This window comes from Rheinheimera sp. KL1 (genome assembly GCF_001275035.1).
Taxonomy (GTDB): Bacteria; Pseudomonadota; Gammaproteobacteria; order Enterobacterales; family Alteromonadaceae; genus Pararheinheimera; species Pararheinheimera tangshanensis.
Map to the genome: position 1 here is coordinate 1 of NZ_LAMX01000038.1, position 24,494 is coordinate 24,494.

Sequence of the window (24,494 nt, forward strand, 5' to 3'; positions counted from 1 at the left end):
CAACCACTGGATCGGTCAACCGATCTGAAAAATGCTTATCTGATCGGCATTAGCCATGAAGGCTCTTTTTTAAGATAGCAGCAATTAAAATTCTACTTTGCCATCGCGGATGTGTTGTTCACCCCGTTGTTTAGCTAGCGCAATCTGTTTTTGACGCTCAGCAAAGGAAGCTTTTTGCTCTTCAGTAATTTTGTCATGGCAATGTGGGCAACTTAACCCCTGTACATACAGCGGCGATTTCATTTCATCTTGTGACAACGGCATACGGCACGCATAACACTGATCGTAACTGCCCTGTTCCAAACCATGTTTAACAGCCACACGCTGATCAAATACAAAACATTCACCCTGCCACAAACTCTCTGGTTCTGGCACTTCTTCCAGGTATTTCAGAATACCGCCATCAAGGTGATACACTTCTTCAAAGCCCTGCTCTTTTAAAAAGGCGGTCGACTTTTCACAGCGAATACCACCAGTGCAAAACATAGCCACTTTTTTATGTTTGGTTTTGTCCAGGTTTTGCTCCGCCCACTCTGGGAACTCTCGGAAGCTGGTGGTATTTGGATTGATGGAGTTTTTAAAGGTACCAATGGCTACTTCGTAGTCGTTGCGGGTATCAATAACAATAGTCTCCGGATCCGAAATCAGTTGATTCCAGGCTTCACCTTTAACATAAGTACCCACTATATGAGCCGGATTGATACCTTCTACGCCCATAGTGACAATTTCTTTTTTCAGCTTGACCTTAGTGCGATAAAACGCCTGCTCATCGGCAAAGGATTCTTTGTAAGACATGCCATCAAAACGGCTGTCTGCAGCAAACCATTGCAGCATCGCGTCTATACCTTCGCGTGGGCCACAAATAGTGCCATTAATGCCTTCTTCAGCCAACAGCAAAGTGCCTTTGACTTTATTCAGAACCAAGTGTTGATAGAGCTTATCGCGTAAAGCGACATAATCAGGTAGAGCGACGAATTTATATAAAGCAGCAACAACGTACATCTTTGAGTTCACCTTCTGCAAAGCCGGACCGTAAATCCGGGGCAAAAATACGGGCGAGCATTATAGCTACTGAACATGAAATAACAAGTTTCAGCAGGCTTAATGCCTGAATTCCAGCTCTGCTGGCACGGCAAGTGCCAGCTCAAAAGTTTGCTCTCCATCTGTGATCAATAACTTATCATCCTCTCGCCATAGATCTAACTGCATATGACCTTTAAGCATGCTGCAAAAATCCAGTAACTGTTGATGAGACAAGGTATGGAACTGTACATTGCTGAAATGTTGTTTGTATTGGCTTTTAATTTTTTTCTGATCCGTTTCATCCAGAAATAACACCACCTGATCGGCCTGATGACTGGCGCGTTGCATATGCTTTTCGCTGAGTAAATCAACATTACACCAAAGTTTGATATGGTCGGTTGCATCACTGACATACAGATCAGGCGTTTTGCCAGCGCCCTCTGTTTTCGACAGTTGGGGGGAAAACTCAAAAAAGGACAGGTAGGCCAGCAAACGACGGGCAAAATGTTCCGCCAACTCTGTTTTATAGGGTGCTATATAACAGGTTCGTTTTTGGTACAGATGGCTCATCTCTGATGCATAATTCAGATCCAGCCGAATCACCTTACTGACTACTTGCATACAGACACCTCGCTGGTATCGGCAACAACCTCTGTTTAGTGTAGCTGAGATTGAATTGCACCATAGATCAGATGCATAGCCAGTGCCAGTAATACGCCGCCCATTAACCTATCAAACCAATAGCCTTTGCGTAGTAAAAAAGACCTTACTTTTTCGCGGGTTAGGATCACAGATAAAAAAGCAAACCAGACAGCTGTAGCGCCAGCCATATAAACACCGTAGATCACTTTGTACGAAACTGGTGTCATAGGCGAAATAATGACGGCAAAAAGCGATAAAAAGAACAAGGTCGCTTTGGGGTTCAGGCCATTAGTAACAAAACCTGACGTAAAGGCTTTAAGCATCGATGGACTTTCTGCTATAGCTTCTGCTTTGTCATCCGTCGCAATGGAAACAGGTGCATCACTACGAATAGCCTGCCAGCCTATATAAGCCAGATACGCCGCCGACAGGACGCTGAACAAAGTAAATAACCAAGGCGTAGTTTTAATCAACAACCCAACACCGAGCAGCGAATAACAGACATGCAGAAAAATCGCCATGCCTATACCCATACTGGCCGCTAATGCAACGTTACGGCCATAACGTACTGCATAACGTAATACGATCGCGAAATCCGGGCCTGGACTTGCCACAGCGACCAAATGAACCGAGGCGATTAAGATAAATTCAGGCCAAAACTCCATGCCTTATCCTTTTGATAATTCGTAGATAAATGAGTTGTAATTAAAACATGAGGCTAGAGGCTTTCGAAGTGAAATCTCGAAAAAATGTTACTTCATCACAAAAGTACTTGCGCTATAATCGTTAATCCGCAAAAATGTTATAACATCACACCCACTAACCAACAGTAAAAGGTTTTTCGATGCGCCCTTCTCTTTTTCAACTTTCTCCATTGGCTGTGCTGGTCGCTGCAGTCTTTTCAACTCAAGTTCAGGCACAAAGTGTCAGTATTAACGGCCTTATTTTGGATCAGGACGGAAAAGCTATTGAGCAAGCTCGTGTGCACGTACATGGCCGTCAGCAATACGTTTATGCCGATAAAAACGGCCGCTTTACTATTCAGGCCCCTGCGGATGCAGAACTGCATATCTCTGCCAAAGGCTATGGTGATCAATTTGTAAAAGTCGCAGACGCAAAAAGCGACCAGCTTAAGATCCAACTTGAAGCCGGTGGTCTGGAACGTATTGTGGTCGCAGCATCTGGTTTGCATCACTATGACCTGGAAATGGCCAACCCTGTCTCTGTGTTATCCGGTGAAGAACTGACCCGTAAAACTGAACCGACGATAGGCGAAACCTTAAAGTCTATGCCTGGTGTACACAGTAACTATTATGGTCCTGTGGCTGCCAGCCCTATTCTGCGTGGCCTGGATGGTCCACGAGTTCGTATTTTGAATAATGGATTGGATTCAGCCGACGTGTCACGTATCGGTCCTGATCACGCTATCACAGCTGATGCCATTACCACTGAGCAGATTGAAGTCTTGCGTGGTCCTTCTACCTTGTTATACGGCAGTGGCGCTGTGGGTGGTGTAGTGAATGTGGTCGATAACAGATTACCGCGTCAGTTGCGCCCTGCCAGCACTCAGATTGAAACTCGCTACAGTTCTGGCGCAGATGAAAAGACTGCGGCTTTGGCGCACGACGGTGGACAAGAACAAATAGCCTGGCATTTTGATGGTTTCAAGCGCAAAACAAATAATTACGATGTGCCCGACTTTACCAATGATGAGGGAGAAAGCACCAATCAACTGGCGAACTCCTGGTTAGATAATTCGGCAGTCAATGGTGGATTAAGCTGGATCACTGACAAAGGTTTGTTAGGTTTCTCCGTAGGTCATATTGACAGTGAATACGGCATTCCTGGTCATCACCATCATCATGAAGAACACGAAGAAGATGAGCATGAAGAGGAAGAAAGCCATCAGGAAGACGGTGTCTTTGCCCGCGTAAAACAAGATAGATACGGCTTAGCAGGTGAGCTCTATAAACCATTTGCTGGCATTGAAACTTTATCTTTTAACAGTGCTTTGACCCGCTATCAGCATCATGAAATTGAAGGTGGCGCTATTGGTACTACCTTCAAAAATGACAGCTTTGAAAGTCGTTTCACTGCTGAGCATGAAACCTTCGCTGGCTGGCATGGGGTTGTGGGTTACCACCTGCAGCAAAGTGATTACAAGGCCATAGGTGAAGAAGCTTTTACCCCTGATACAAAAACCGACTCCCATGCTTTATTTGTATTAGAAGAACGTAGTTTCGGTGATTTCACGGCGCAGTTAGGCGCCCGTATTGAACAGGTCGACTACAAAGCCTCAGGTATTGAATTTGAGCATCACCATGACGAAGACGCAGCGGAAGAGCATTCGTCTGAAAACGTCAAAAATGATTTTACTGCAGCCAGTGTCTCGGCAGGTCTGGTCTGGAACTTCCAACCAGGTTACAACTGGGCACTGTCAGTGAGCCGCTCTGAACGTGCACCAAGTGCTGCTGAGCTCTATTCCAACGGTGCACATATTGCGACTCAAACCTATGAGCTGGGTTTGGCTTATGCACTCGATGCCGATGGCGAGATCAGCAAATCTGAAACTGACTTCAAAAAAGAAGTTGCGAATAATATCGACCTGACTTTGCGCAAGTTTGAAGGGGACTTTACCTTCACCTACAACCTGTTTTACAACAAAGTGCATAACTATTTATACATGCGGGATTCTGGCTTAACCATGGCCGATCTGGAGGCTCACGAGGAAGAAGGTCATGAAGAAGAACATGATCATGAGCACGACGGTGAAGAATTCTCCATTTTCCATTACCAACAACAGGATGCCACTTTATATGGCGCCGAATTCGCGATGGCTTATCAGCTGACTGCTGAGCAGGAATTGGAGTTCTTTATCGACTCAGTGCGGGCTAAACTGGATAACGGTGGTGATTTGCCACGAATCCCGCCTGTTAAAGCGGGCGCTGGCTACAGCTACTCAGCACAGGATTGGTCTGCCACTATTGATTGGACTCATTATATGAAACAAAATCGGGTTGCAGCTGGCGAAAGCGCTACAGGTTCTTACCAGATCCTTGATTTAGGTTTTAGCTATTACTTTAATCTGAATGATCTGGACCTGACAGCTTTTGCCAAAGCCAATAATCTGACAGATGAACTTGGATTCGTACACAGCTCCTTTATTAAAGAAGATGCACCTCTGCCAGGCCGTTCTTTTACCTTAGGTCTCAAAGCCCGCTTCTAATATACCCTTCGTACTTGAAGCCGCAGCTTTGTTGACTACGAGCTCTCGCCCCGGTCATATGTTTTAGCGGATGAACTTTGCCTTCTGGCGAGCATCCGCCTCAATCCATAGACACATAGGGAAACTATGCTCCCGGGGTCTCACGCTCTTGTCGCCTCTCTGCAACTCCAATTACTTTGGGTATAAAGATATAAATGAAGTTGTTAAGCCCCTAAAACGCACAAGGCCCCTAATATAGGGGCCTTGTTATCTGAATTCGTAAATTATTGACCTCTGGCAAACAGGCCAGTCCCTTTGTCTTCCATCGCTTCCCGGTACCCTCCGAGCCATTGCGATCTGGTGTCTAAATTCTGATAAGGACAAATCTCTTTTGAGCGACCTGTGACAGCGGCGCGATAACCTTGAGCATGAGCACGTTCTAAACGATCTCTTTTCTGTCTTTTCATAAGGCAATCTTCCTCGATCTGGTAAATAACAAGCAACTTGCGTTGCACTTTAATAGATAGTCGAGATGCTCAAAAGGTTCCACAATTAAACTTAACCCCACCCTATTGACATTAAGTAAGAACCTGAACTTATTTAAGATTTGATGACAAAATAATTTAAAATTTTTGAATTTTTCTACAGTATTGCTCGTGCTTAGGCATCTTTACGCTCAAGGGTGTCGATGCTGACACGATAAAAGCCTACTGGCGGAGCGAAAAAAAACCTGCCGAAGCAGGTTCTTTAAACCGGATCTAGCTTTACTTTACCCGTCTTCTTAACATCACTAAAGGTAACAGTAGTAAAGTTAGCCAACCTGAAGTGCCGCCTTTACGCTCATAAGTCACATCTTCTGGTGCGTTACAGTTTTCAATAGTACCGTTAGGGACAGGTGTTAATTTCACCGGACGAACGACGTTTTCAAGTACCGGATTACCTGCACTATCCTTCACTACTTCGCCTTTTGCATCTCTTTGCTCAACCGAGAAAACAGCATTGGCTAGGATCTCATTGTTGTTGTTGATATCTTTTGCTTCAACCAAATTAAAATTCACACCACAAGGCAATAAAGTATTTAAGTCAGTCATAGTCTGATCTTCCAGATTGTATAAAAATGCAACCTGGCGACGTGTCGTACTGTCGTCTGGGATCACCTCAGCTGCGCCTACAATCAGATTGTTTTCATTAATAGCTGAAGGAATAGTGCCTGAAGTACTGAAAAAGCCATTAGGGTATGTGACTGTTTTGGTATTGTAATCAAAAATAAACATCCGGTTACGCGCTATACCGTTCATTCTTGTATTCGCATTGCCGACTATGATGTTTTCATTATTGATATCGTTTGCTGAGCTTGAGTCCCACTCGATCGGATCAACAATGGCTGAAACCTCACCTTCGGCAAATACTGTCGCATGACTGGTTCTAATTTGACGCTCTTCACTCACATAGGTGGAATAGCCAACAGCAACAGCGTCATCATTTACTGATAAAGCACGACTGACGTACGTTAAATCAGAGGTCTCTGCTATAGCCGGGCCTAAAAAGCCATATTGAACCGGAGCGGAAATCTGACCTGTGTCGTTCATTTTCCACACCAGTGCTCTTTCAACATAACTGGTGGTTGCAAGATTATAGTAACAAAGGCTTAAAGGGGATGTTTTACCTGTACATGTGGTATTCACTGCTTCTTGCGTCGCAGTTGGCATAGAGACACTGCCTGAGCCAGCGATATAATTCGATTCGCTAATTTTAGACGCAAAGGAAAAACCGCCGCCTAACTCTTCAAAGGGGATAGGTAACGGCGTGACGCTGTTGCCATTGACAACATATGATTTCATGTAGCCTGGCTCAGGCAACCATAATTCCACCGTCTCAGGCGAAGGAGTCGTTTCAGTGGCCTCAGGAGTAAAGCTTTGTAAAGTAAAGGTTGTTGTAGCTAAAGCAATGGCATTGCCACTGCTATTGATATCGTAGAGATATTCTTTATTAGTTGGAACAGCGGACTGCTCTCTGATCTTAACTTGCGCGCCCGTTGATAAGTTCAGTGCCATCACGTCACTGTATCGTTGAACACTAAAATTCGTGCTTTTGCTTTCTAAATAACTCAACAATTGTGCCAGTGAAGCCGCAGTCACATTGCCCAGTTTAATTTGTTCAATGGCTTCCGCCGACAATCTGGCTGTTAAATCAGCGTCTTCAAAATTTAATCGACTAACATCAACCGGGAAGTTGTAGATCAAACTACCACTACCTACTACATCACCATTATCATTAATAGCTGCGCCATACTGAGAGCGTGTAGTGCTGACTTCCGGCAACTCCTGGACCTGATAAACAGCGGCATAGGCTGAACTGGCTGCCAGGCCGGGTAATAAGGCTAATACTACGGGTGATAATCTCATTCAGGTCCCCTGTTACTGCTGATTTAATGCTTCTAATTGTTCCCAACGCTCATAAGCGTGCGCGAGCTTCGACTCGGTCTCATGCAATTGGTTCAACGCTTTTTGGGTGTACTCGGCACTTTGCCGGAAAAATTGTGGATCATTCACTTGCTGCTGCAAGGCACTTAATTCGGTATCAAGCGTCTCGATTAAAGCGGGCAATAGTTCCAGTTCTCGTTTCTCTTTGTATGATAACTTCTTACTGCTGCCGGATGAAAGCTCAACTGGCTTTTCTTCGACAGGTTTTACACTTTTTTGCACTGTTTCAACAGCTTTGACATGGTTTTGCTGCCGTTTTTGGTAGGCCAGCACATCTTCGTAGTCACCGGCTATGTCCACAACCTTACCCTGACCAGCAAAGTACAGCGAACTTGTCACCGTATTATTGACAAATTCACGGTCGTGGCTGACCAGAAGCACAGTGCCCTGATACTGCTGCAGAATATCTTCAAGCAGCTCTAAGGTTTCCACATCCAGATCGTTAGTTGGTTCGTCGAGGATCAATAAATTACTGGGTTTAGCGAATAGTCGCGCCAGTAGTAAACGGTTTTTCTCGCCACCGGACAAAGCCCTTACTGGCGTTCTGGCGCGCGCTGGTGCAAATAAGAAATCCTGCAGATAGCTTAATACATGGCGAGTCTGACCGTTTTGGGTGATCTCTTGTTTCCCATCTGCGACGTTGTCCTGCACTGTGGCATCTAAATCCAGCTGAATACGGTGCTGGTCAAAATACGCCACTTCAAGATTAGTACCCCGTTTAATCTCACCACTGTCGGCTTTGTATTCGCCCAGTAAGGTTTTGATTAAGGTGGATTTACCTACACCGTTTGGTCCAACCAAGGCGATACGATCGCCCCGCATCACCAGAATATTCAGATCTTTTAGAACAGTCTCACCTTTGAAGCTGACATTCACGTCTTTGGTTTCAAATACCAGCTTGCCGGATTTTTGCGATTGCTCTATGGCAAATTCAACTTTGCCCATTTGCTCGACACGCGCAGCACGTTCATTACGTAATGCTTTTAAAGCGCGAACCCGGCCTTCGTTACGGGTACGACGGGCTTTAATGCCCTGGCGGATCCAAACTTCTTCTTCCGCCAGCTTTTTATCAAACAACGCATTGTGCTGCTGCTCAGTTTCCAGCATCTTTTGCTTCCGTTCCAGATACTCGGCGTAATTACCAGGATGTGAGGTGAGTTCACCCCGGTCCAAATCGATAATACGGCTGGCCAAAGCACGAATAAAAGCCCTGTCGTGCGAGATAAAAATAATGGCGCCTTTGAAGTTCATAAAGAACTGTTCCAACCATTGAATCGCTGCAACATCCAGGTGGTTGGTCGGTTCGTCCAACAGCAGCACATTAGGTTGCGACACTAAAGCTTTGGCCAAAGCGGCTTTACGCAACCAACCGCCCGATAATGAAGCGAGGGTGGTATTCGGATCCATTTCAAACTGCAAACACAGCTCTTCAATCCGGCTTTCTAACTGCCAGCCCTGACGGGTATCAAGCTCCGCCTGTAACGTGCCAAATTCGCGTTGCTCTGCCTCGGTCGCGTCAGAGAAATGGTCAGCCAGATGATAAAACCGCTGCAATTTTTCTGCTAAATCGCCTGCGCCTTCACGAATAAAATCCGCTACTTTAATATCCACCCGGGCTGGTGGGTCTTGTTCTAAACGGCTTACCACTAAATTATTCTGTCGCACCACCTGGCCGTCATCCAGATTTTGATGACCGGTCAGAATTTTTAAGAAGGACGATTTACCCGCACCGTTACGACCCACTAAACAGACACGCTCGCCGGCAAATAAACTGAAATCCACTTTATCTAAAATCGGATGGGTACCAAAAGCCAGACTGGCTTGCTGAAAACGTAATAATTCCACTTTTATAATCCTGACGACTGCTGACGCAGCAGTTGTTGTATCTGTTCAAGGTCAAAGGGCCAGAACAATTCCTGTTCATTCACTTTTAACACCGGAATATGCACACGATAGCGTTCAAAAGCCGCTGATTCGTCCACTATATCGATAATTTCTACAGCACCTGCTAAACCTGCCTGCAGCAAAAGCTGCTCGGCTTGTTCACATAAATGACAACCCCAGGTGCTGTATAAGCTTAATTTCATTCGTCTACTCGTTTAAATAACTCAAAGCACACATGGATATTGGGATTACGTTTAAAATCTTCCGGTAAGCTCTGAGCTGAGATGTCTTTGATACTCCAACCCGCTTCTTCCAGCGCGGCCTTGTCGATTTTAAAGCGTCTTTTATTGTTGGAGAAAATCACTTTGCCATTCGGTGCTAAACAACGCCCAACCATGGTCAGCAACTTGACATGATCCCGTTGCACGTCCCAGGTATCTTCCATTCGTTTTGAGTTCGAGAACGTTGGCGGGTCGACAAAGATTAAATCAAACTGGTTTTTACAGCCTTTTAGCCAATCCAGACAGTTATCCTGTACAAACTGATAAGCTTTGCCATCCAGTCCATTGATCAGGAAGTTACGTTTTGCCCAGTCCAGATAGGTATTGGACATATCCACAGTAGTGACAGACAAAGCGCCACCTAAAGCCGCATGCACAGAAGCAGTGCCTGTGTAGGCAAATAAATTCAGTACTTTTTTGCCTTTGGCTTGCTGCTGAATCGCCAGGCGAGTGACGCGGTGGTCTAAAAACAAGCCCGTATCTAAATAATCACGCAGGTTGACTAAAAACTTGGCGCCATATTCAGTGACTTCTTTGTACTGGCCTGCTTTGGCCAGCGCCTGATACTGCTCTTTGCCTTTTTGTTTTTCGCGAACTTTCAGTACCAGCTTATCGCTGGTGATGCCCAGTACTTTAGGTACTAAGTTCACCACATCAAATAAACGCTTTTGTGCTATTTGTTCATCAACATTGGCAGGAGCAGCGTATTCGTGGATCACCACTTCGCCGTCGTACCAATCAACAGCCACGTTGTATTCCGGAATATCCGCGTCGTACATCCGGTAACAACTTATGTTTTCGCGTTTCGCCCACTTTTCCAGCTGCTTGACGTTTTTCTTCAGGCGATTGCCAAAAGATTCACTTTCAGCATAAAACAAAGCTGCGCTTTGACTGTTGGCATTGACCTGTACTTGCTGTTCAGTCAAATCAAACATAGTAAATTCACAGTCCAGCGGACCGTTACTGAACTTATAGCTTTTGGCCTTGGAGAGCTTCAGCGCCCGCAATAAATCCGGGCTTGAAGTAATAATGGCTAAACGCCAGCCCTGATAGTGTTTTTTCAGGCCTAAGGAGAATTCTGCATACACAGGAATAAGTTGTGGTAAGTCGCCTAACCGCTCACCATATGGCGGGTTAGTAATAATGACGCCTTTACCTTCGCACACCGCCGACTGAATGTGTGTCGCATCCTGGGTAATAAATTCAATAAAATCAGCTACACCAGCACGGGCCGCGTTTTGACGGGCTTTTTGTAAGGTACGCTCGTCAGTATCGCTACCGACAAAAGTAACGCCTTCGGCTATGGCTTTGCGAGAGCCTAAAGCTTCAGCACGCAGTTGTTGCCACAGTTCAGGCTGGTGATCACCCCAGCTTTCAAAGGCAAACTTTTCACGCTTTAAACCAGGCGCCAACTGCCGTGCCATCAGCACAGCTTCTATTAATAAGGTACCGCTACCACAAAACGGGTCATACAAAGGCTGATCCGCCTTCCAACCCGAACGAATTAACAAAGCGGCGGCCAAATGTTCTTTTAATGGCGCTTCGCCCTGCTCTTTACGATAACCACGCTGATGCAAAGACGGACCAGAGAAATCCTGGAAGAAGTGGAAATACTGGCGTTCTAAACGCACCTGAAAACGCACATCCGGGTCGATACGATCGACATTAGGACGGGCGTCGTAACGCTCGCGGAACTGATCCACTATGGCATCTTTGACCCGCATACCACCAAACTGGGTGTTATCTATTGTTGGGTGCTTACCGACACACTCGACCGCAAAACTTTGTTCCATGCGCATTAACGAAGGCCAGTTAATGCGCATGGCCACCTGGTACAGGTCTGAATTGGCATCAATTTCGATGGATTGTTCCAGGCGCAGAATACGGGTCGCTAAACGCGACCATAAGCACAGCTGGTATGCATCTTTAAGTTCAGCCTTAAAGCGCACCACGCCCATGCCTAATTTAATAATTTCGCCTTGATAACGGCGGATTTCATCCGCCAACAGCTCTTCAACACCTTTGGATGTTAAGGCCCAGAATTCCAACATATGATCTGCCCTGCAATAAAATGGCGCACATTATAACAGAAGCGCTTTCGAAAGCATTGGGATGTTTTTCAACACGAAAACAAAGATTTGCGAGGCTACTACTTCAGAGACAGTAACGAACGTCTACTTAAAGACCTATGCGTTTAATAATTGTGCAGTCAGTTCACTTCTTTGGAATTTACTGATATTAAGCCTTGCGCTGCTATGGCAAAAGCTCTACTATGCGCCCCGCAAACACGGACGCGGGATGGAGCAGCCTGGTAGCTCGTCGGGCTCATAACCCGAAGGTCGTCGGTTCAAATCCGGCTCCCGCAACCAACTTTAAAGCCGACTCAATAGTCGGTTTTTTTGTGTCTGAAATTTAGAGTTTGACCGGTTATAAGCCCCGCCCTTTTAAATACACTCTGACTTCAAAGAGCGAACTGTAGACATTAATGTTTGAGCTCAGGCCGAGGGCAGTCGCGCCTGCAGCTAATTGTTATGTGCGCAACACACCAATGTTTTCGTGCAGATCATGTATGGCAGACTTTAATACTTGAAGGCAGATCTTGGCCGTGTTTTCTCTTGGGGCGAACCCGGATGCCATTTGCTCAAACGGATGAATGTAGTTCCTGAAGTCACGTAGCGAATGGGAAAACTTATGTGTATCGTGCTGAATGATCGACAGTTCTCTTGCAACATCGATGAAGTTGCTAAGGCTCCAATCCTGAAACTGACGCACCTTACCATTGCCATCCTTAGGCGATGGACGTGCCGTATTGAAGTGCCTGGGATGTTGGGTGGCCAGACCGAGGAGAATTCCCTCCAACGTGCTACCAGCAAGCAGAATGACAGCCAGTGGAGAGGATACCGAGAAGCACTTCTCGATTTCTTTGACCCTTTGCTCAAGCACTGCGACAACAGGACCTTCCAAACCTAGGCCCTGCACGGATACATTGGAGAATTCCCGAGTTAAAAAGCTATTCTCAAGGTCAGCCGAGCTGGCCGGACTCTCATCGATTTCCACTTTTTCGAGGCGCTTAAACGTGAGTTCAGCTCCGATTCTAACTAGGCGCCACTTATCAAAGGCAAGGTATTTGTTGAACTCTTGCAGATGTACATCAAGCTCAGGAACTCGGCCAATGAAGTTGACGGGCGCAAAAACTCTCTTAATGCACTCATCAATTTGTGGCGTTCCGTTGATATCTCGAAGCTTTTGATCTGTGAACATCCAGCGCGGCGGGAACCCCTGCCCGTATTTGTCTTTATATCCAAGCTGATTGAAAAATTGAACGAGCTGCGGCCCAGATCGATACTCGGTCTTCTCGTTGATCATGTCCCTTAGGCTTTCAAGGGTCTTCTGAGAAAGAATCATGCTTCACCAACCTTGACTGCGCACATAACGCCGCCTGCAGCGGCCGAGAGAAACGTGGTCCAGCGACCACAGGAAGCGATGCTGGCTGGCCTTATTATATTTGCCGAAGTTTAGCGACCAACTCACTGCCAACACCAACAAATTTGTTATTTAGGTCTACTGGGACACTCACTTCTGCTTGATTAGAAAGAGTCGATTTTAAACATAACATTAACTGTACAGAGTGATCTAACAGATCAAGTACTTTGCTTGATGAAATGCCATGTTTTACTGAACCATCACTTGATACCAAAGTAGGCTTATCGTTGTGAGCAACCTTCAGGTTTCGGTAATCTTGAATATTGATTTCTTGTTTTAGACTAGCGGTTTGACCTTGATGCATCTTTGCCTTATCAGTTAAAGCGCCCTGATATTTTTGAACGATGTTTCTTTGTGACAAGTACTCGAACTTTTGATTTTTGTATTCATAGTAATCAGTGTCGAACAACCTTGATAGCGAAATAATAATCTCGTCATGCATTGAACGTTGGATTATTGAAAAGGCCATGCCAGCTTTACAAGATAGCACGGAGACTGATGATTTATGCTCGAAGAGTTCTGAATACAAAACTACTGATCTTCTTACTCTTATTGCTTCAATTATGTATCGATCAATGTCTTCCATGCTCGATCTCTCAAAAAATATAACTTTTTAATAGAGGGCCCTCTGCCGGCAAGTCGAACATTTTTCCGCCTTCTTCCATGATCTTTACTCATATCAAACTAACTCTGATGAACCTCTATTTCAACAGGTTTTTCGGAAATGAGTAAAGTTGAATCTGACAAAGTTTATGCAGGTTGTTCTTGAGTTTACTCAAGATGGATACTTGGGAATTTATTCAGTGATTTGAGCTAGTAAAGGGAGTTAGAAATAGGCATTTAGCACAACTCCGAATTTAAGCTCTTGGAACAAAGTGACGATGTAAAAGAACTTAGAGAACGGACGGGCAACTACGTTAGCGGCCCCTGTGAGGCATGGGTGAAGGCGGGATTTCAGCAAGTCAGCAATCTGACTTGCTGCCGACTGAACGGGTTTTGCTCTGCAAAACCCCGGAGGCGAACAGGAGCCTACATGGATGTATCTACGGCGAGTCTGCGTTGTAGTTGACCGCGCCGTTTTGAGACAGGCGCGCGAGTCTACATCACTCCGACTGCAACAATAACTCTTCCAAGCAATGCTGCTGTATACCGTAAAACTCTTTGATTTGTTGCACCTGGGCCAAAATCTGTTCGCGGTTTTTTGGCTTTTGGCTTTTGACCGCCAGGATCATCTTGTTTTTGCTGGTGTGTTCCAAGGATATAAATTCAAACACTTGGGTTTCATAACCATAAGCCTCCAACAACAAGGCACGCAAGCTATCGGTCAGCATTTCGGCTTGTTCACCGGCATGAATACCGTGTTTGAGCATAGGTTGCAGTAGTGGCGGGCTGATCAGTTGCGGCCGTAGCTGTTTATGACAACAAGGCGAACACATAATCATCGAAGCGCCGGTGCGAATGCCCATATGAATGGCGTAATCCGTAGCGATGTCACAGGCGTGCAGCGCTATCATCACATCTATGCCTTTGGCCTGAAAATGCTTTACATCGCCCTGCTCAAAGCCAATGCCTTTTAAGTTCAGGTCACAGGCCACGCCATTGCATAAATCCACCAGCTCCTGGCGCAGCTCCACCCCTGTCACTTTGGCATTAAGCCCTAACTGGTGGGTTAAGTAATCATGCACCGCAAAAGTCAGATAAGCTTTGCCTGAGCCGAAGTCGGCGATATGCACTGCTGGTTTTTGTTTTAAGCCGGTTTGGCTTAAAGCCCGGTCGAATACTTCAACAAACTTATTGATTTGCTTCCATTTGCGCGACATGGCCGGCACCAGCTTATGCTGGGCATCAGTGACTCCAAGCTGCTGCAAAAAAGGCCGGTCCAGCGTCAGAAAGCGCTGCTTTTCTTTATCATGAGTTAAGGCCGCAGCGCCCGCTGTTGTACTTGTAGTAGCTTGTTTGATGGCTTTGGTACTGCTAAGCACCTTGCCTTTTTTGCTGATGCTCAATTGTGTTTCGCTATCCAAAGCCGTGAAATGAGCGGCTTTAAACTCAGCGCCCAGAAGCTTTTGAATAAGCGTAAGCCCTTCACTCACTACAAAGTTTTTGGTGATATCCCGGGTTTTATGCCGGTATAAAAAACTTAAATGCGCCACTTCTTTTAATATCACAGGCCGTACTTCAATTCGCACCAGGCTTGCATCCTCGCCCTGATAACTGCTGAGCAGCAGCTTTTGCCAGCTGTTGTGTTCAAGCTTTTGCTGAAGAAGTTGCATAAAGGCGCTGAAATCTGAAGTACTCACTGAAATTCTCTGCAATCAAAAAAGGCCGCTATTATAAACCTGACAGCGCAGCGCTCCCTAGTGCTTTATGGCACCGACGTGCTTTTTGTCTCTGGCAAAGCTTCTGAATCAAACTCAATCTGAGATTTTTCAACAAAATACTCAGGAAGCTCAGCATGTATTGCCGGAGTTAACTCTTTAAATTCATTGACCTGTTTCACCAGGTTCGCCCTGCCCTTATACAGCTGACTTTCTGCGGTTTCATAGGCTTCCTGTGCTTTGTTTAAGCTCTCTTTCACTCTCAAAAAGGTGGTCAGGAAAGTGCGAAGTTTGTTAAACACCGCATCAGCACGTTTGGCCAGCTCTGCCGTGTGCTTATGCTGCTCTTCGTAGCGCCATAACTGTCGCACTATATTCAGGCTGGTGAGTAAAGTGGTCGGCGTCGCTACCAACACATTTTGATTCAGTGCTTGCTGAAATAAGCTTTCATCGGCTTTTAAGGCTTCAACAAAAGCCGACTCTATAGGCACAAACATAAATACCAGGTCGGGTGAATTCAGGCCAGGTAATTTATGGTAATTGCGGTCAGACAGTTCTTTAATACGGGCCGCCATTGAAGCGACATGTTCCTGCAGCGCTAATTTACGCTCAGTATCATCCTCTGAATTGATATAACGACTGTAGGCGTTTAACGACACTTTGGCATCAATAATTAAATGTTTGCCCTGGGGTAAAAACACCACTAAATCCGGCCGCAGTTTATTACCATCTTCCTGGGTAACTGAAAACTCGCGCTGGTAATCCTGGCCTGATCGCAAGCCTGAACGCTCCAGTACATTCTCTAAAACCAGTTCGCCCCAGTTGCCCTGAGTTTTTTTCTGGCCTTTGAGTGCCACAGCCAGTTGATGCGCTTCTTCGGTGATTTGCTGGTTCAGCAGTTTTAAATGCTGTAGCTCGTGATTGAGTAGCGCCTGCTGCTGACTGTCTTTGAGATGAATATCTTCCACTTTGCTTTTAAAGGCATCTAACTGCAAACGGAATGGATTAAGCAGGCTGTTTAATGCCTCTTGGTTCGAGGCCTGAAAACGGCTCGATTTTTCTTCAAAAATTTGCTGTGCCAGCTGTTGAAACTCAAGGCTGAGTTGCTGCTTGTTTTGTTGCAACAAGGCCTGTTGCTCGGCGAAATGCTGCTGCTTTTCTTTTAAACTGATTTGCAAGGCGCTGTGCTCGCGCTGCAGCTGCATATAGTCCTGCTGCTGGCTTTGATACTGCTGCTTAAGCTCAGTCCAAAGTTCAGATACCTGCTGATACTGACTTTGGCTGCGCGCCAGTTCAGCGGCGTATTTTTGCTGCTGGTAACTTAAGTCTTTAAAGTCGTCCTGCGCCTGTTGCAGCTGTTGCTGAACCTGCTCCAATAAAAGCTTATCATGCTGATTTTGTTGAGCTTGTAGTTGGTTTGTGCTTTGCAGTAACAGCAGTTCTTGCTGCTTTTTCTGTGATTCTCTGTACCAATACCACAGGCCGCCTGCACAGCAAAGCATCCCCACAGCACAACACAACAATAAAATAAACGAAGCTTGTGGGGTCATGGTCCTCTCGGTATCAGATTAATTAGCGGTTGGCGTTACCTATAGCGCATTTATTTTCAATACAAGCGCTGACTGGGGGCATCAGCATCTGGCAAGTCGACATTAAGCCAAGCTTCTCATTTTGCTGCTTTTTTAGCTTCTGGTAACGTTCACTGGTGTAGCTTAACATTTTTTCATCTGTGTGCAGTGTCGAATAAATCAGATACTGGTCCGGTCCACCACAAGGCCGGGCTCCTACACCAATGACTTTGCACTGGTTATCTTGTTGGCATTCTTTGTTTTCGGTCAGGCGCTCCAGCCGCATTTGTAATTGGCGGGTGTCCAGCTGCAGTTGAGCTAGTGGGCCATCTAACTGGGTGGACAGGTTGTCTTTATCTGCAGGTACAGTAGCGCAACCTGTTAATGCCATGACAAGCAAACTAAGAGTTAACGTTTTTTTCATTTTTTATCTCCTGAACAGCTTGCTCGCCAAAACGACGAAAAGCCCTGCGACAGCGCATGATGAGCCTATCTTAGAGATCGAATGCCAAGCGAACAAGAGAGATACAGCAGAAATTTGTAAGCAATTTATTAACTTGAGTAAAGAGAGCGAAAGAAAACTCTCTTTACTAAGAACAAATGAAGGTGAAAACTAAATCTTCGCTTCCAGCTCAGGCAGAATAGTAAACAAATCACCCACCAGACCGTAATCCGCTACCTGGAAAATAGGAGCTTCTGGGTCTTTGTTGATAGCGACTATCACTTTAGAGTCTTTCATACCGGCCAAATGCTGGATAGCACCTGAGATACCTACTGCAATATACAGATCCGGCGCAACAATTTTTCCTGTCTGACCAACCTGCATATCGTTTGGCACAAAACCAGCGTCAACCGCAGCACGGGATGCTCCAATAGCAGCGTTCAGTTTGTCGGCTATGCCATTTAACAGCGCAAAGTTTTCGCCATTTTGCATACCACGACCACCAGAAATGATCACTTTAGCAGCGGTCAGTTCAGGACGTTCTGACTTGGTCAGCTCTTCACTGACAAAACTGGATACGCCAGCATCTTTCGCAAGGCTGATACTTTCAATAGCCGCGTTGTTGCCTGTATCTACAGCATCAAAAGCTGCAGAGCGCACGGTCAGCACTTTAATAGTGTCGCTGCTTTTTACCGTCGCTATCGCGTTACCAGCGTACACAGGACGTACAAAGGTATCAGCGCTTTCAACAGCGATCACATCGGAAATCTGTGCCACATCTAATAAAGCAGCAACTCGGGGTAAAAAGTTTTTACCGTTGGTCGTTGCGCTCGCCACTATATGCTGATAACTCTTCGCCAATTCGGTCACCAGCAAACTGATATTTTCAGCCAGTTGGTGTTGATACACCGCAGCGTCAGCGTGCAGTACTTTGCTTACGCCTGCTAACGTCGCTGCTTCAGCTGCTACGGCAGCTGAATTAAAACCAGCAACCAACAGATGAATGTCGCCGCCAATCTGACTGGCAGCTTTGACTGCTTTAAAGGTATCTGCCTTCAGACTCTGATTGTTGTGTTCTGCAATAACTAAAATGCTCATCAGATCACCTTCGCTTCTTGTTTTAATTTGGCAACTAACTCATCTACTGAACTTACGATCACACCAGCCTGTCGGGACGCAGGGGCTGTGACTTTCAGCGTGGCAACGTTAGAACTTAAATTCACGCCGTAACTGTCTGCCGCTTTTACATCCAAAGGTTTTTTCTTTGCTTTCATAATGTTAGGCAGTGACGCATAACGCGGCTCGTTTAAACGCAGATCGGTCGATACTACGGCTGGCAGAGTCAACTCCACTTGCTGTAAACCACCGTCGATTTCACGGGTGACTTGTACTTTGCCATCGGCTACTACAACTTTGGAGGCGAATGTGCCCTGACCCATACCAGTTAATGCAGCCAGCATCTGGCCTGTCTGGTTGTTATCTGAGTCTATGGCTTGTTTACCTAAGATCACCAGTTGCGGCTGCTCGTCAGCCACGACTTTGCTTAATAACTTCGCCACTTGCAGCGAATCTAAACTCAACTCGGTATCGATCTGCAAAGCACGATCTGCTCCTAAAGCCAAAGCTGTACGCAGTTGCTCTTGCACGGCGGCAGGACCTATAGACACCACAACCACTTCTGTTGCAATGCCCGCTTCTTTTAAACGCACCGCTTCTTCCACGGCGATTTCACAAAACGGATTCAATGCCATTTTTACGTTGGCTAAATCCACACCGCTTTGATCGGCTTTTACCCGTACTTTGACGTTGTAATCTATGACCCGTTTGACCGGTACTAAAATCTTCATAAAAACCCCATTCGGCCGCTATACTCAGCACTAAGTTGACGTTAAGGTAAAGCTGATTCTTTCCAGGCAATCAATCTACTTACTGTTGACGTTAACGTCAACCTGAAATACCCTAGCGTAGAGCAGAAGTTCTAAATTTTATGTCAAGATAAGCATCCATCAGCAGAACAAGGCAAAACGCCAGACAAAAAAGATGGATAAGTTGAGGTTGTTGTGGTTGAACGTGAGTCGATGGAATTTGATGTAGTGATCGTTGGTGCTGGCCCTGCGGGTTTGTCGACCGCTATCCGTCTGGCTCAGCAAGCCAAAACTGCTGGCACTGACATCAGCTTGTGTGTCGTCGAAAAAGGTTCTGAGGTCGGCGCCCATATTTTATCCGGCGCTGTATTTGAACCTCGCGCTTTAAATGAATTATTCCCTGACTGGCAAAAAATGCAGGCTCCCGTGACCGCTTCGGTGACGCAAGACCATATCTACCTGTTAAAAAATGAGACTACCGCTCAAAAATTGCCTAATTTTCTGGTGCCAAAAACCATGCACAACGAAGGCAATTACATTGTCTCTATCGGCAACTTATGCCGCTGGTTAGCCACACAGGCTGAACAGCTGGGTGTTGAGATATTCCCTGGTTTTACCGCAGCAGAATTACTGATAGAAGATGATGTGGTTAAAGGTGTCATTACAGGTGAAATGGGCCTGGCCCACGATGGCAGTCAGAAAGACAGCTATGTCCCAGCCATGGAGCTGCGTGGAAAGTACACTGTTTTTGCCGAGGGCTGCCGTGGCCATTTAGGCAAACAACTGATTGCCCGTTTTGAGTTAGATAAAGACCGCTCCCCTCAGCATTACGCTTTAGGTTTTAAAGAAATCTGGGATGTGCCAGCAGAGCAGCACCAACAAGGTTTAGTGGTCCACAGCGCAGGCTGGCCATTACAAGACGATACCAGTGGTGGTGGCTATTTGTACCATGCTGAAGGGCAGCAGATCGTGGTCGGCTTAATCGTAGACCTGAACTACAGCAACCCGCATTTGAGTCCTTTTGAAGAATTTCAGCGTTACAAACAACACCCTGTGATTAAACAGTATCTGCAAGGCGGCAAACGCGTCTCTTATGGTGCGCGCGCTATTGCTAAAGGTGGCCTGAATAGCCTGCCGAAAATGACCTTCCCAGGTGGTGTATTGGTGGGTTGTGACGCAGGGACGCTGAACTTTGCCAAAATCAAAGGCAATCACACTGCCATGAAATCCGGCATGCTGGCGGCTGAAACTATTTTTGCTGCTTTACAGCAAGAGAAATCTGGAGCTGACCTCACCGAATTTGCAGAGCATTTTGAGCAAAGCTGGCTATTCGATGAATTATTCAGAAGCCGTAACTTTGGCCCGGCGATGCATAAGTTTGGCTCGTTCTGGGGCGGCGCTTTTAACACGCTGGATCAGAATATCTTCGCCGGCAAACTGCCCTTCACGTTGAAAGATGACACTCTTGATCATCTGGCCTTAAGACCTGCGGCCGAAGCAGCAAAAATTCAGTATGCCAAGCCAGACAATGTGCTTAGCTTTGACCGCCTGTCTTCAGTGTATTTGTCTAACACCAATCATGAAGAGGACCAACCCTGCCATCTGAAACTGGCTGATGCCAGTATTCCTGTGGCCGTGAACCTGGCTTTGTACGACGAGCCTGCACAGCGTTATTGCCCTGCCGGCGTCTATGAAATTGTCGATGATAATAACCAGCCGCGACTGCAGATCAATGCGCAAAACTGTATTCATTGCAAAACCTGTGATATCAAAGACCCACGCCAAAACATCACCTGGGTGACACCAGAAGGTGCAGGTGGTCCGAACTATCCGAATATGTAACAGTCAGGGGGAGATGGGATCAGAAGCAAAAAACTAAAATCGACAGCTTCTGATCCCATTTATTTGCATTTAACTGCGGAATTTTTCAGTTTTATTTTTCTGATTATCAAAAAGTTCAATTCTCTGCGATGATTTTGCTGTACTGTTCTTCATGCCAATTGTAATAATAGACAGCTAAGTCTATGTTTATGACACGAATAGATAGCAGCTCAGAACAATAAAAATAGCCCGGAAGGTCATCCATGAGTACAAAAGTGATAAAAAGCAGCGCCAGTAAAGACGATGTCAGTGTAACAGTGCGTCCATTCTCTGCTACTGAAACTGAAGCTGACCTGAATTTTGGTTCGGGCCGCTATATGTATTTCACTGAACGCGACCTGAGCCGGATTTTGTCCAATCTGGATGCTTTGCGAAATAGTGTTTTCCCTATTCCGGCTTCAGATGAAGAAGATGCCAACAGACGTCAGCAACAGTTTCCTTCGGTCTGTTTAATAGGTTTAGGCCGCTGTGGTTCTAATATAGCGCTGGACGTGGCCTCTCTGGTGTACAACGCACGCAGCTTCTATATGAATGAATTTAATATTGAAGAGCGTCAGCAGAAAGAGACCGAATACCGCCCTGTGCGCTGGATTAAAAAAGGCCTTAATCTGGATAAATCGCATCAGGTCAAGCCTGTGTTTCTGATTGAACCTTTGGTGATGTTGGGCGATTTAGACAAAGATATTGAAGGTCGTATTCGTTTTTCTCACAAAGGTGAAAAGTCCAATTTCCTGCAGGACTATAACAAAATGAAAATCATGGACTTGTCTGAAGTCCATGCTGGTGGTGCCGGTAACGCTCCTATTCTGGGTCAGTATTTAGCCAAAATCATTCTGAACAAAGACACACAGAAGTTCTCCAACCCGGATTGGAAATTTATTCACTCTTATCTGATTGACTCCTGCGGTATCAAAGCCAACCAATCCCGTTTGTATTTTTATATTTTCAGTGCCGGTGGTGGTACAGGTTCTGGTATGGCGTCAGAGTTCGGTTTGGCGCAGCAGTACGCTTATATGGCCAAAACCTTCGATACCAGACCAGAAACGGAAAACGAAGCGAACGCGGGCCACTCTTTTGTGTTCGAGCCCATTTTCACCAGTGGTATCTGTATTCTGCCGAATATTACAGACCATGGCGTGGAAATGTCAGAAGCGTTGCATATCAACTCAGGCCGCTTGTTATGTAAATACCTTGCGGAAGAATGGGATTTCTCGTACAACCTAGAAAATGAAGACAGTGCTGAGTCCAGCGTGATGCACCGCATTCGTCCTTGGAATGCGATGATGCTGATTTCTAACGATATTATGCGTTATGCTGAAGAAACCGACGATGGTGAAATTCAGCACATCGACGTGAATGCGATGGAGAAATATGCCAACCAGTATATTTCGCAGCAAATCTTCAACATTTTAACAGCACAAGCGGTCACCACAGACTATGACGAAAATTACTTCCGTCGTGCCGGCATCGACATTGGTGAAACCATACGTTTAGACGCCAACGACTTGTTTATGAGTCTGGCAGGCCCTGTAGCTGTAGCTTATGCTGAATCTGTGATCCCAAACGCGCCAGCTGCTGTGGATAAACTGAAACTGTTCGACAAAAACAGCAACAGTGGTTTGAATATTGACGACCTGTTTTTTCGTTCTATTGACCTGCCCCACTTTAACAAAGTGACACAGGCCATTGAGGGTATTAGTTTATTACCTATAGAGTCTGGTCGTTACCGTGAAGCTTTAGCTTCCTATGTGAAAAGCGGCTACGATCCAAAAGATTTAAAAGACCTGCATTTCTTTAAAAACTGCTCGTCTGTGGTGTCGATCATCTCTTTACCAAAAGACTACAAACTGTCATACATGGATTTAAATCGCCTGAAGAGCCATTTAAATACCTTGTTCCCGAACACTACGTTAAAACGTTATGCATTGGTGATTGGCGCTTCAGCCAATATCTCGCTGACCACATTGATTGTAAAAAGTCCGTGTTTAAGTGACGATTTCCTGACGCTGATTGTGTCTTTCATCAAACGTTGTTTTGCCAAAGACGATTATCGTTTTAATGATTCACTGGACAAAGCCATGCTGGACTTTATCCGTGAAGAGCACTTCGATGAAGAGCGTTTGGACAGCATGCTGCATGAGTTTGAAAACCCGGCGAAAATTCTCGATACCAACTGGTATGCAATTAAACCTATGTACGAGAAAAAATACCGCGAACTTATTCGTAATAAAGACAAGTTTGTCTCTATCAATGACATTCGTTTGTCCCGCGACAGTGTGAAAAAGTCTATTCATTATCTGCGCGAGATCTATCGTCATAAGATCAGTAAAACTAAGGTGATCTCACTGAATAACCTGTCAGATAAACCGTCTGAAAAGGCTGACAAAACTGATCCGGGCGCGGATAAAGCCTAAGCCTGAAGGCCTCCGCACAGCGGGGGCTTTTTTTTATAGAGAAACAACACTGTCGTTTTAACCTGCTAATTTTTTGCTTTGGAGTCTTTGATGAAATCCTCTCTATCTTCGCTGCTAACCAGCCTGCTTTTGTGCACTTTTGCTTCACAAGCAGCGTCTCACGACAATATGAATGCCACTCTGTGGTACCAAACCTCAGCTGAATTCAAAGCCAGTGCGATTCAAACCTACCAAACGGCTGCTTTACAGCTGCCCCTTGCTATTGCTGATAAAAACTGGACAGCCTTGCCGAACCAAACCAGCAACTATCAACAGCTGCCTTTGGCCATTATTGTTGATATTGACGAGACTATTCTGGATAACTCGCCGACTGCAGCGCAAGCTGTGTTATTAAACGCAGGCTATGATCCAAAACGTTGGGATCAATGGGTGGCTATGGCAGCGGCCAAAGCTGTGCCGGGCGCTGTGGCTTTTGTCAATAAAGCTGAAGCCGCCGGTGTAAAAGTGCTGTATATCAGCAATCGTGAGTGCGAAAAACGTGCCGGCGCCACTGACAGCTGTCCACAAAAAGCTGATACGCTGCGTAACTTAAAAACCGTGGGTATAGAGAAGATCGACGCCTCACAAATCTGGCTAAAGTCAGAACAACAAGGCTGGAGCAGCGAAAAAGAAAGCCGCCGTTTGTTGGCAGCGAAAGACTTCCGAATTTTAATGTCGATTGGTGATGACTTTGGCGATTTCCTGCCAGACGTAAAGAAAAATATCACGCCTGAACAGCGTTCAGCCCTAGTCGATACATATCAGGACTACTGGGGTGCCAAATGGTTTGTGTTAGCCAACCCAACTTATGGTTCATGGCAGACAATTTTAAAGCAGCCAAACAGCCAGTATTTGCAGTCTGTGCCAGCCACTAAGTAGTCGCTTCTACTTCGAATAAACAAGGGCCTGCTGGCTAATGCCGATCAGATAAGCATTTTTCAGATCGGTTGACCGATCCAGTGGTTG

19 protein-coding genes and 1 tRNA gene are annotated in these 24,494 nt (G+C 45.8%); 5 read left to right on the forward strand and 15 right to left on the reverse strand.

What is annotated here, in order from left to right; all coding sequences use genetic code 11:
- Nucleotides 1–84 precede the first annotated feature (84 nt).
- The 3 genes from trhO to WH43_RS18800 all read right to left on the reverse strand — a co-directional run bounded on the left by trhO (nucleotide 85) and on the right by WH43_RS18800 (nucleotide 2,330).
- On the reverse strand, nucleotides 85–1,002 hold the full coding sequence (gene trhO / locus WH43_RS18790; RefSeq protein ID WP_053426086.1) for an oxygen-dependent tRNA uridine(34) hydroxylase TrhO: 918 nt from the start codon (nucleotides 1,000–1,002) through the stop codon (nucleotides 85–87).
- Between the two features lie 99 nt (nucleotides 1,003–1,101).
- Complete coding sequence (locus tag WH43_RS18795; protein WP_053426087.1) at nucleotides 1,102–1,644, reverse strand: YaeQ family protein; 543 nt, start codon at nucleotides 1,642–1,644, stop codon at nucleotides 1,102–1,104.
- 35 nt (nucleotides 1,645–1,679) lie between these two features.
- Nucleotides 1,680–2,330, reverse strand: coding sequence for a LysE family translocator (locus tag WH43_RS18800; protein WP_053426088.1), 651 nt, complete (start codon nucleotides 2,328–2,330; stop codon nucleotides 1,680–1,682).
- A gap of 179 nt (nucleotides 2,331–2,509) precedes the next feature.
- Here WH43_RS18800 and WH43_RS18805 point away from each other — a divergent pair, with 179 nt between their 5' ends.
- A complete protein-coding gene (locus tag WH43_RS18805; RefSeq protein WP_053426089.1) occupies nucleotides 2,510–4,891 on the forward strand; it encodes a TonB-dependent receptor domain-containing protein in 2,382 nt (793 codons plus the stop codon).
- 263 nt (nucleotides 4,892–5,154) lie between these two features.
- Here WH43_RS18805 and rmf read toward each other — a convergent pair whose 3' ends face one another.
- From rmf to rlmKL, 5 genes are all read right to left on the reverse strand, one after another.
- The gene (gene rmf, locus WH43_RS18810) at nucleotides 5,155–5,337 is read right to left on the reverse strand and encodes a ribosome modulation factor (protein WP_008898994.1); all 183 of its coding nucleotides are present in this window, start codon (nucleotides 5,335–5,337) and stop codon (nucleotides 5,155–5,157) included.
- Between the two features lie 297 nt (nucleotides 5,338–5,634).
- Nucleotides 5,635–7,275 (reverse strand): DUF3466 family protein, encoded by a 1,641-nt coding sequence (locus tag WH43_RS18815; RefSeq protein ID WP_053426090.1) that lies wholly within the window; start codon nucleotides 7,273–7,275, stop codon nucleotides 5,635–5,637.
- Nucleotides 7,276–7,287: 12 nt separating this feature from the next.
- The gene (uup, locus tag WH43_RS18820; protein WP_053426091.1) at nucleotides 7,288–9,198 is read right to left on the reverse strand and encodes an ATP-binding cassette ATPase Uup; all 1,911 of its coding nucleotides are present in this window, start codon (nucleotides 9,196–9,198) and stop codon (nucleotides 7,288–7,290) included.
- A 2-nt stretch (nucleotides 9,199–9,200) separates the two neighbouring features.
- Nucleotides 9,201–9,440: a glutaredoxin family protein gene (locus WH43_RS18825; RefSeq protein ID WP_053426092.1), complete on the reverse strand. Its 240-nt coding sequence runs from the start codon at nucleotides 9,438–9,440 to the stop codon at nucleotides 9,201–9,203.
- Entirely contained in the window at nucleotides 9,437–11,569 is a 2,133-nt protein-coding gene (gene rlmKL, locus WH43_RS18830) for a bifunctional 23S rRNA (guanine(2069)-N(7))-methyltransferase RlmK/23S rRNA (guanine(2445)-N(2))-methyltransferase RlmL (RefSeq protein WP_053426093.1), read from the reverse strand. The genes WH43_RS18825 and rlmKL overlap by 4 nt, the downstream gene beginning before the upstream one ends.
- A 241-nt stretch (nucleotides 11,570–11,810) precedes the next feature.
- Here rlmKL and WH43_RS18835 point away from each other — a divergent pair.
- A tRNA-Met gene (locus WH43_RS18835) sits at nucleotides 11,811–11,887 on the forward strand.
- A 160-nt stretch (nucleotides 11,888–12,047) separates the two neighbouring features.
- On the opposite strand, the gene WH43_RS18840 is transcribed toward WH43_RS18835, so the two are convergent.
- The 7 genes from WH43_RS18840 to WH43_RS18875 all read right to left on the reverse strand — a co-directional run bounded on the left by WH43_RS18840 (nucleotide 12,048) and on the right by WH43_RS18875 (nucleotide 19,176).
- On the reverse strand, nucleotides 12,048–12,923 hold the full coding sequence (locus WH43_RS18840) for a hypothetical protein (protein WP_053426094.1): 876 nt from the start codon (nucleotides 12,921–12,923) through the stop codon (nucleotides 12,048–12,050).
- 94 nt (nucleotides 12,924–13,017) lie between these two features.
- A complete protein-coding gene (locus tag WH43_RS18845) occupies nucleotides 13,018–13,587 on the reverse strand; it encodes an AbiU2 domain-containing protein (protein ID WP_152342904.1) in 570 nt (189 codons plus the stop codon).
- A 517-nt stretch (nucleotides 13,588–14,104) separates the two neighbouring features.
- Nucleotides 14,105–15,301 (reverse strand): class I SAM-dependent methyltransferase, encoded by a 1,197-nt coding sequence (locus WH43_RS18850; protein WP_152342905.1) that lies wholly within the window; start codon nucleotides 15,299–15,301, stop codon nucleotides 14,105–14,107.
- Nucleotides 15,302–15,366: 65 nt separating this feature from the next.
- Entirely contained in the window at nucleotides 15,367–16,869 is a 1,503-nt protein-coding gene (locus WH43_RS18855; protein ID WP_053426096.1) for a DNA recombination protein RmuC, read from the reverse strand.
- A 22-nt stretch (nucleotides 16,870–16,891) separates the two neighbouring features.
- Nucleotides 16,892–17,311, reverse strand: a complete 420-nt coding sequence (locus tag WH43_RS18860) for a putative periplasmic lipoprotein (protein ID WP_147904716.1) — start codon at nucleotides 17,309–17,311, stop codon at nucleotides 16,892–16,894.
- Between the two features lie 189 nt (nucleotides 17,312–17,500).
- Nucleotides 17,501–18,427, reverse strand: coding sequence for an electron transfer flavoprotein subunit alpha/FixB family protein (locus WH43_RS18870; protein ID WP_053426099.1), 927 nt, complete (start codon nucleotides 18,425–18,427; stop codon nucleotides 17,501–17,503).
- Entirely contained in the window at nucleotides 18,427–19,176 is a 750-nt protein-coding gene (locus tag WH43_RS18875; protein ID WP_053426100.1) for an electron transfer flavoprotein subunit beta/FixA family protein, read from the reverse strand. Before WH43_RS18875 ends, WH43_RS18870 begins: the two co-directional genes overlap by 1 nt.
- A 231-nt stretch (nucleotides 19,177–19,407) precedes the next feature.
- On the opposite strand from WH43_RS18875, the gene WH43_RS18880 reads away from it, so the two are divergent.
- The 3 genes from WH43_RS18880 to WH43_RS18890 all read left to right on the forward strand — a co-directional run bounded on the left by WH43_RS18880 (nucleotide 19,408) and on the right by WH43_RS18890 (nucleotide 24,407).
- A complete protein-coding gene (locus WH43_RS18880; RefSeq protein WP_053426101.1) occupies nucleotides 19,408–21,036 on the forward strand; it encodes an electron transfer flavoprotein-ubiquinone oxidoreductase in 1,629 nt (542 codons plus the stop codon).
- 356 nt (nucleotides 21,037–21,392) lie between these two features.
- Nucleotides 21,393–23,489, forward strand: coding sequence for a hypothetical protein (locus WH43_RS18885; RefSeq protein WP_286050019.1), 2,097 nt, complete (start codon nucleotides 21,393–21,395; stop codon nucleotides 23,487–23,489).
- A gap of 90 nt (nucleotides 23,490–23,579) precedes the next feature.
- Nucleotides 23,580–24,407, forward strand: coding sequence for an HAD family acid phosphatase (locus WH43_RS18890; RefSeq protein WP_053426103.1), 828 nt, complete (start codon nucleotides 23,580–23,582; stop codon nucleotides 24,405–24,407).
- The last annotated feature ends 87 nt before the right edge of the window (nucleotides 24,408–24,494 follow it).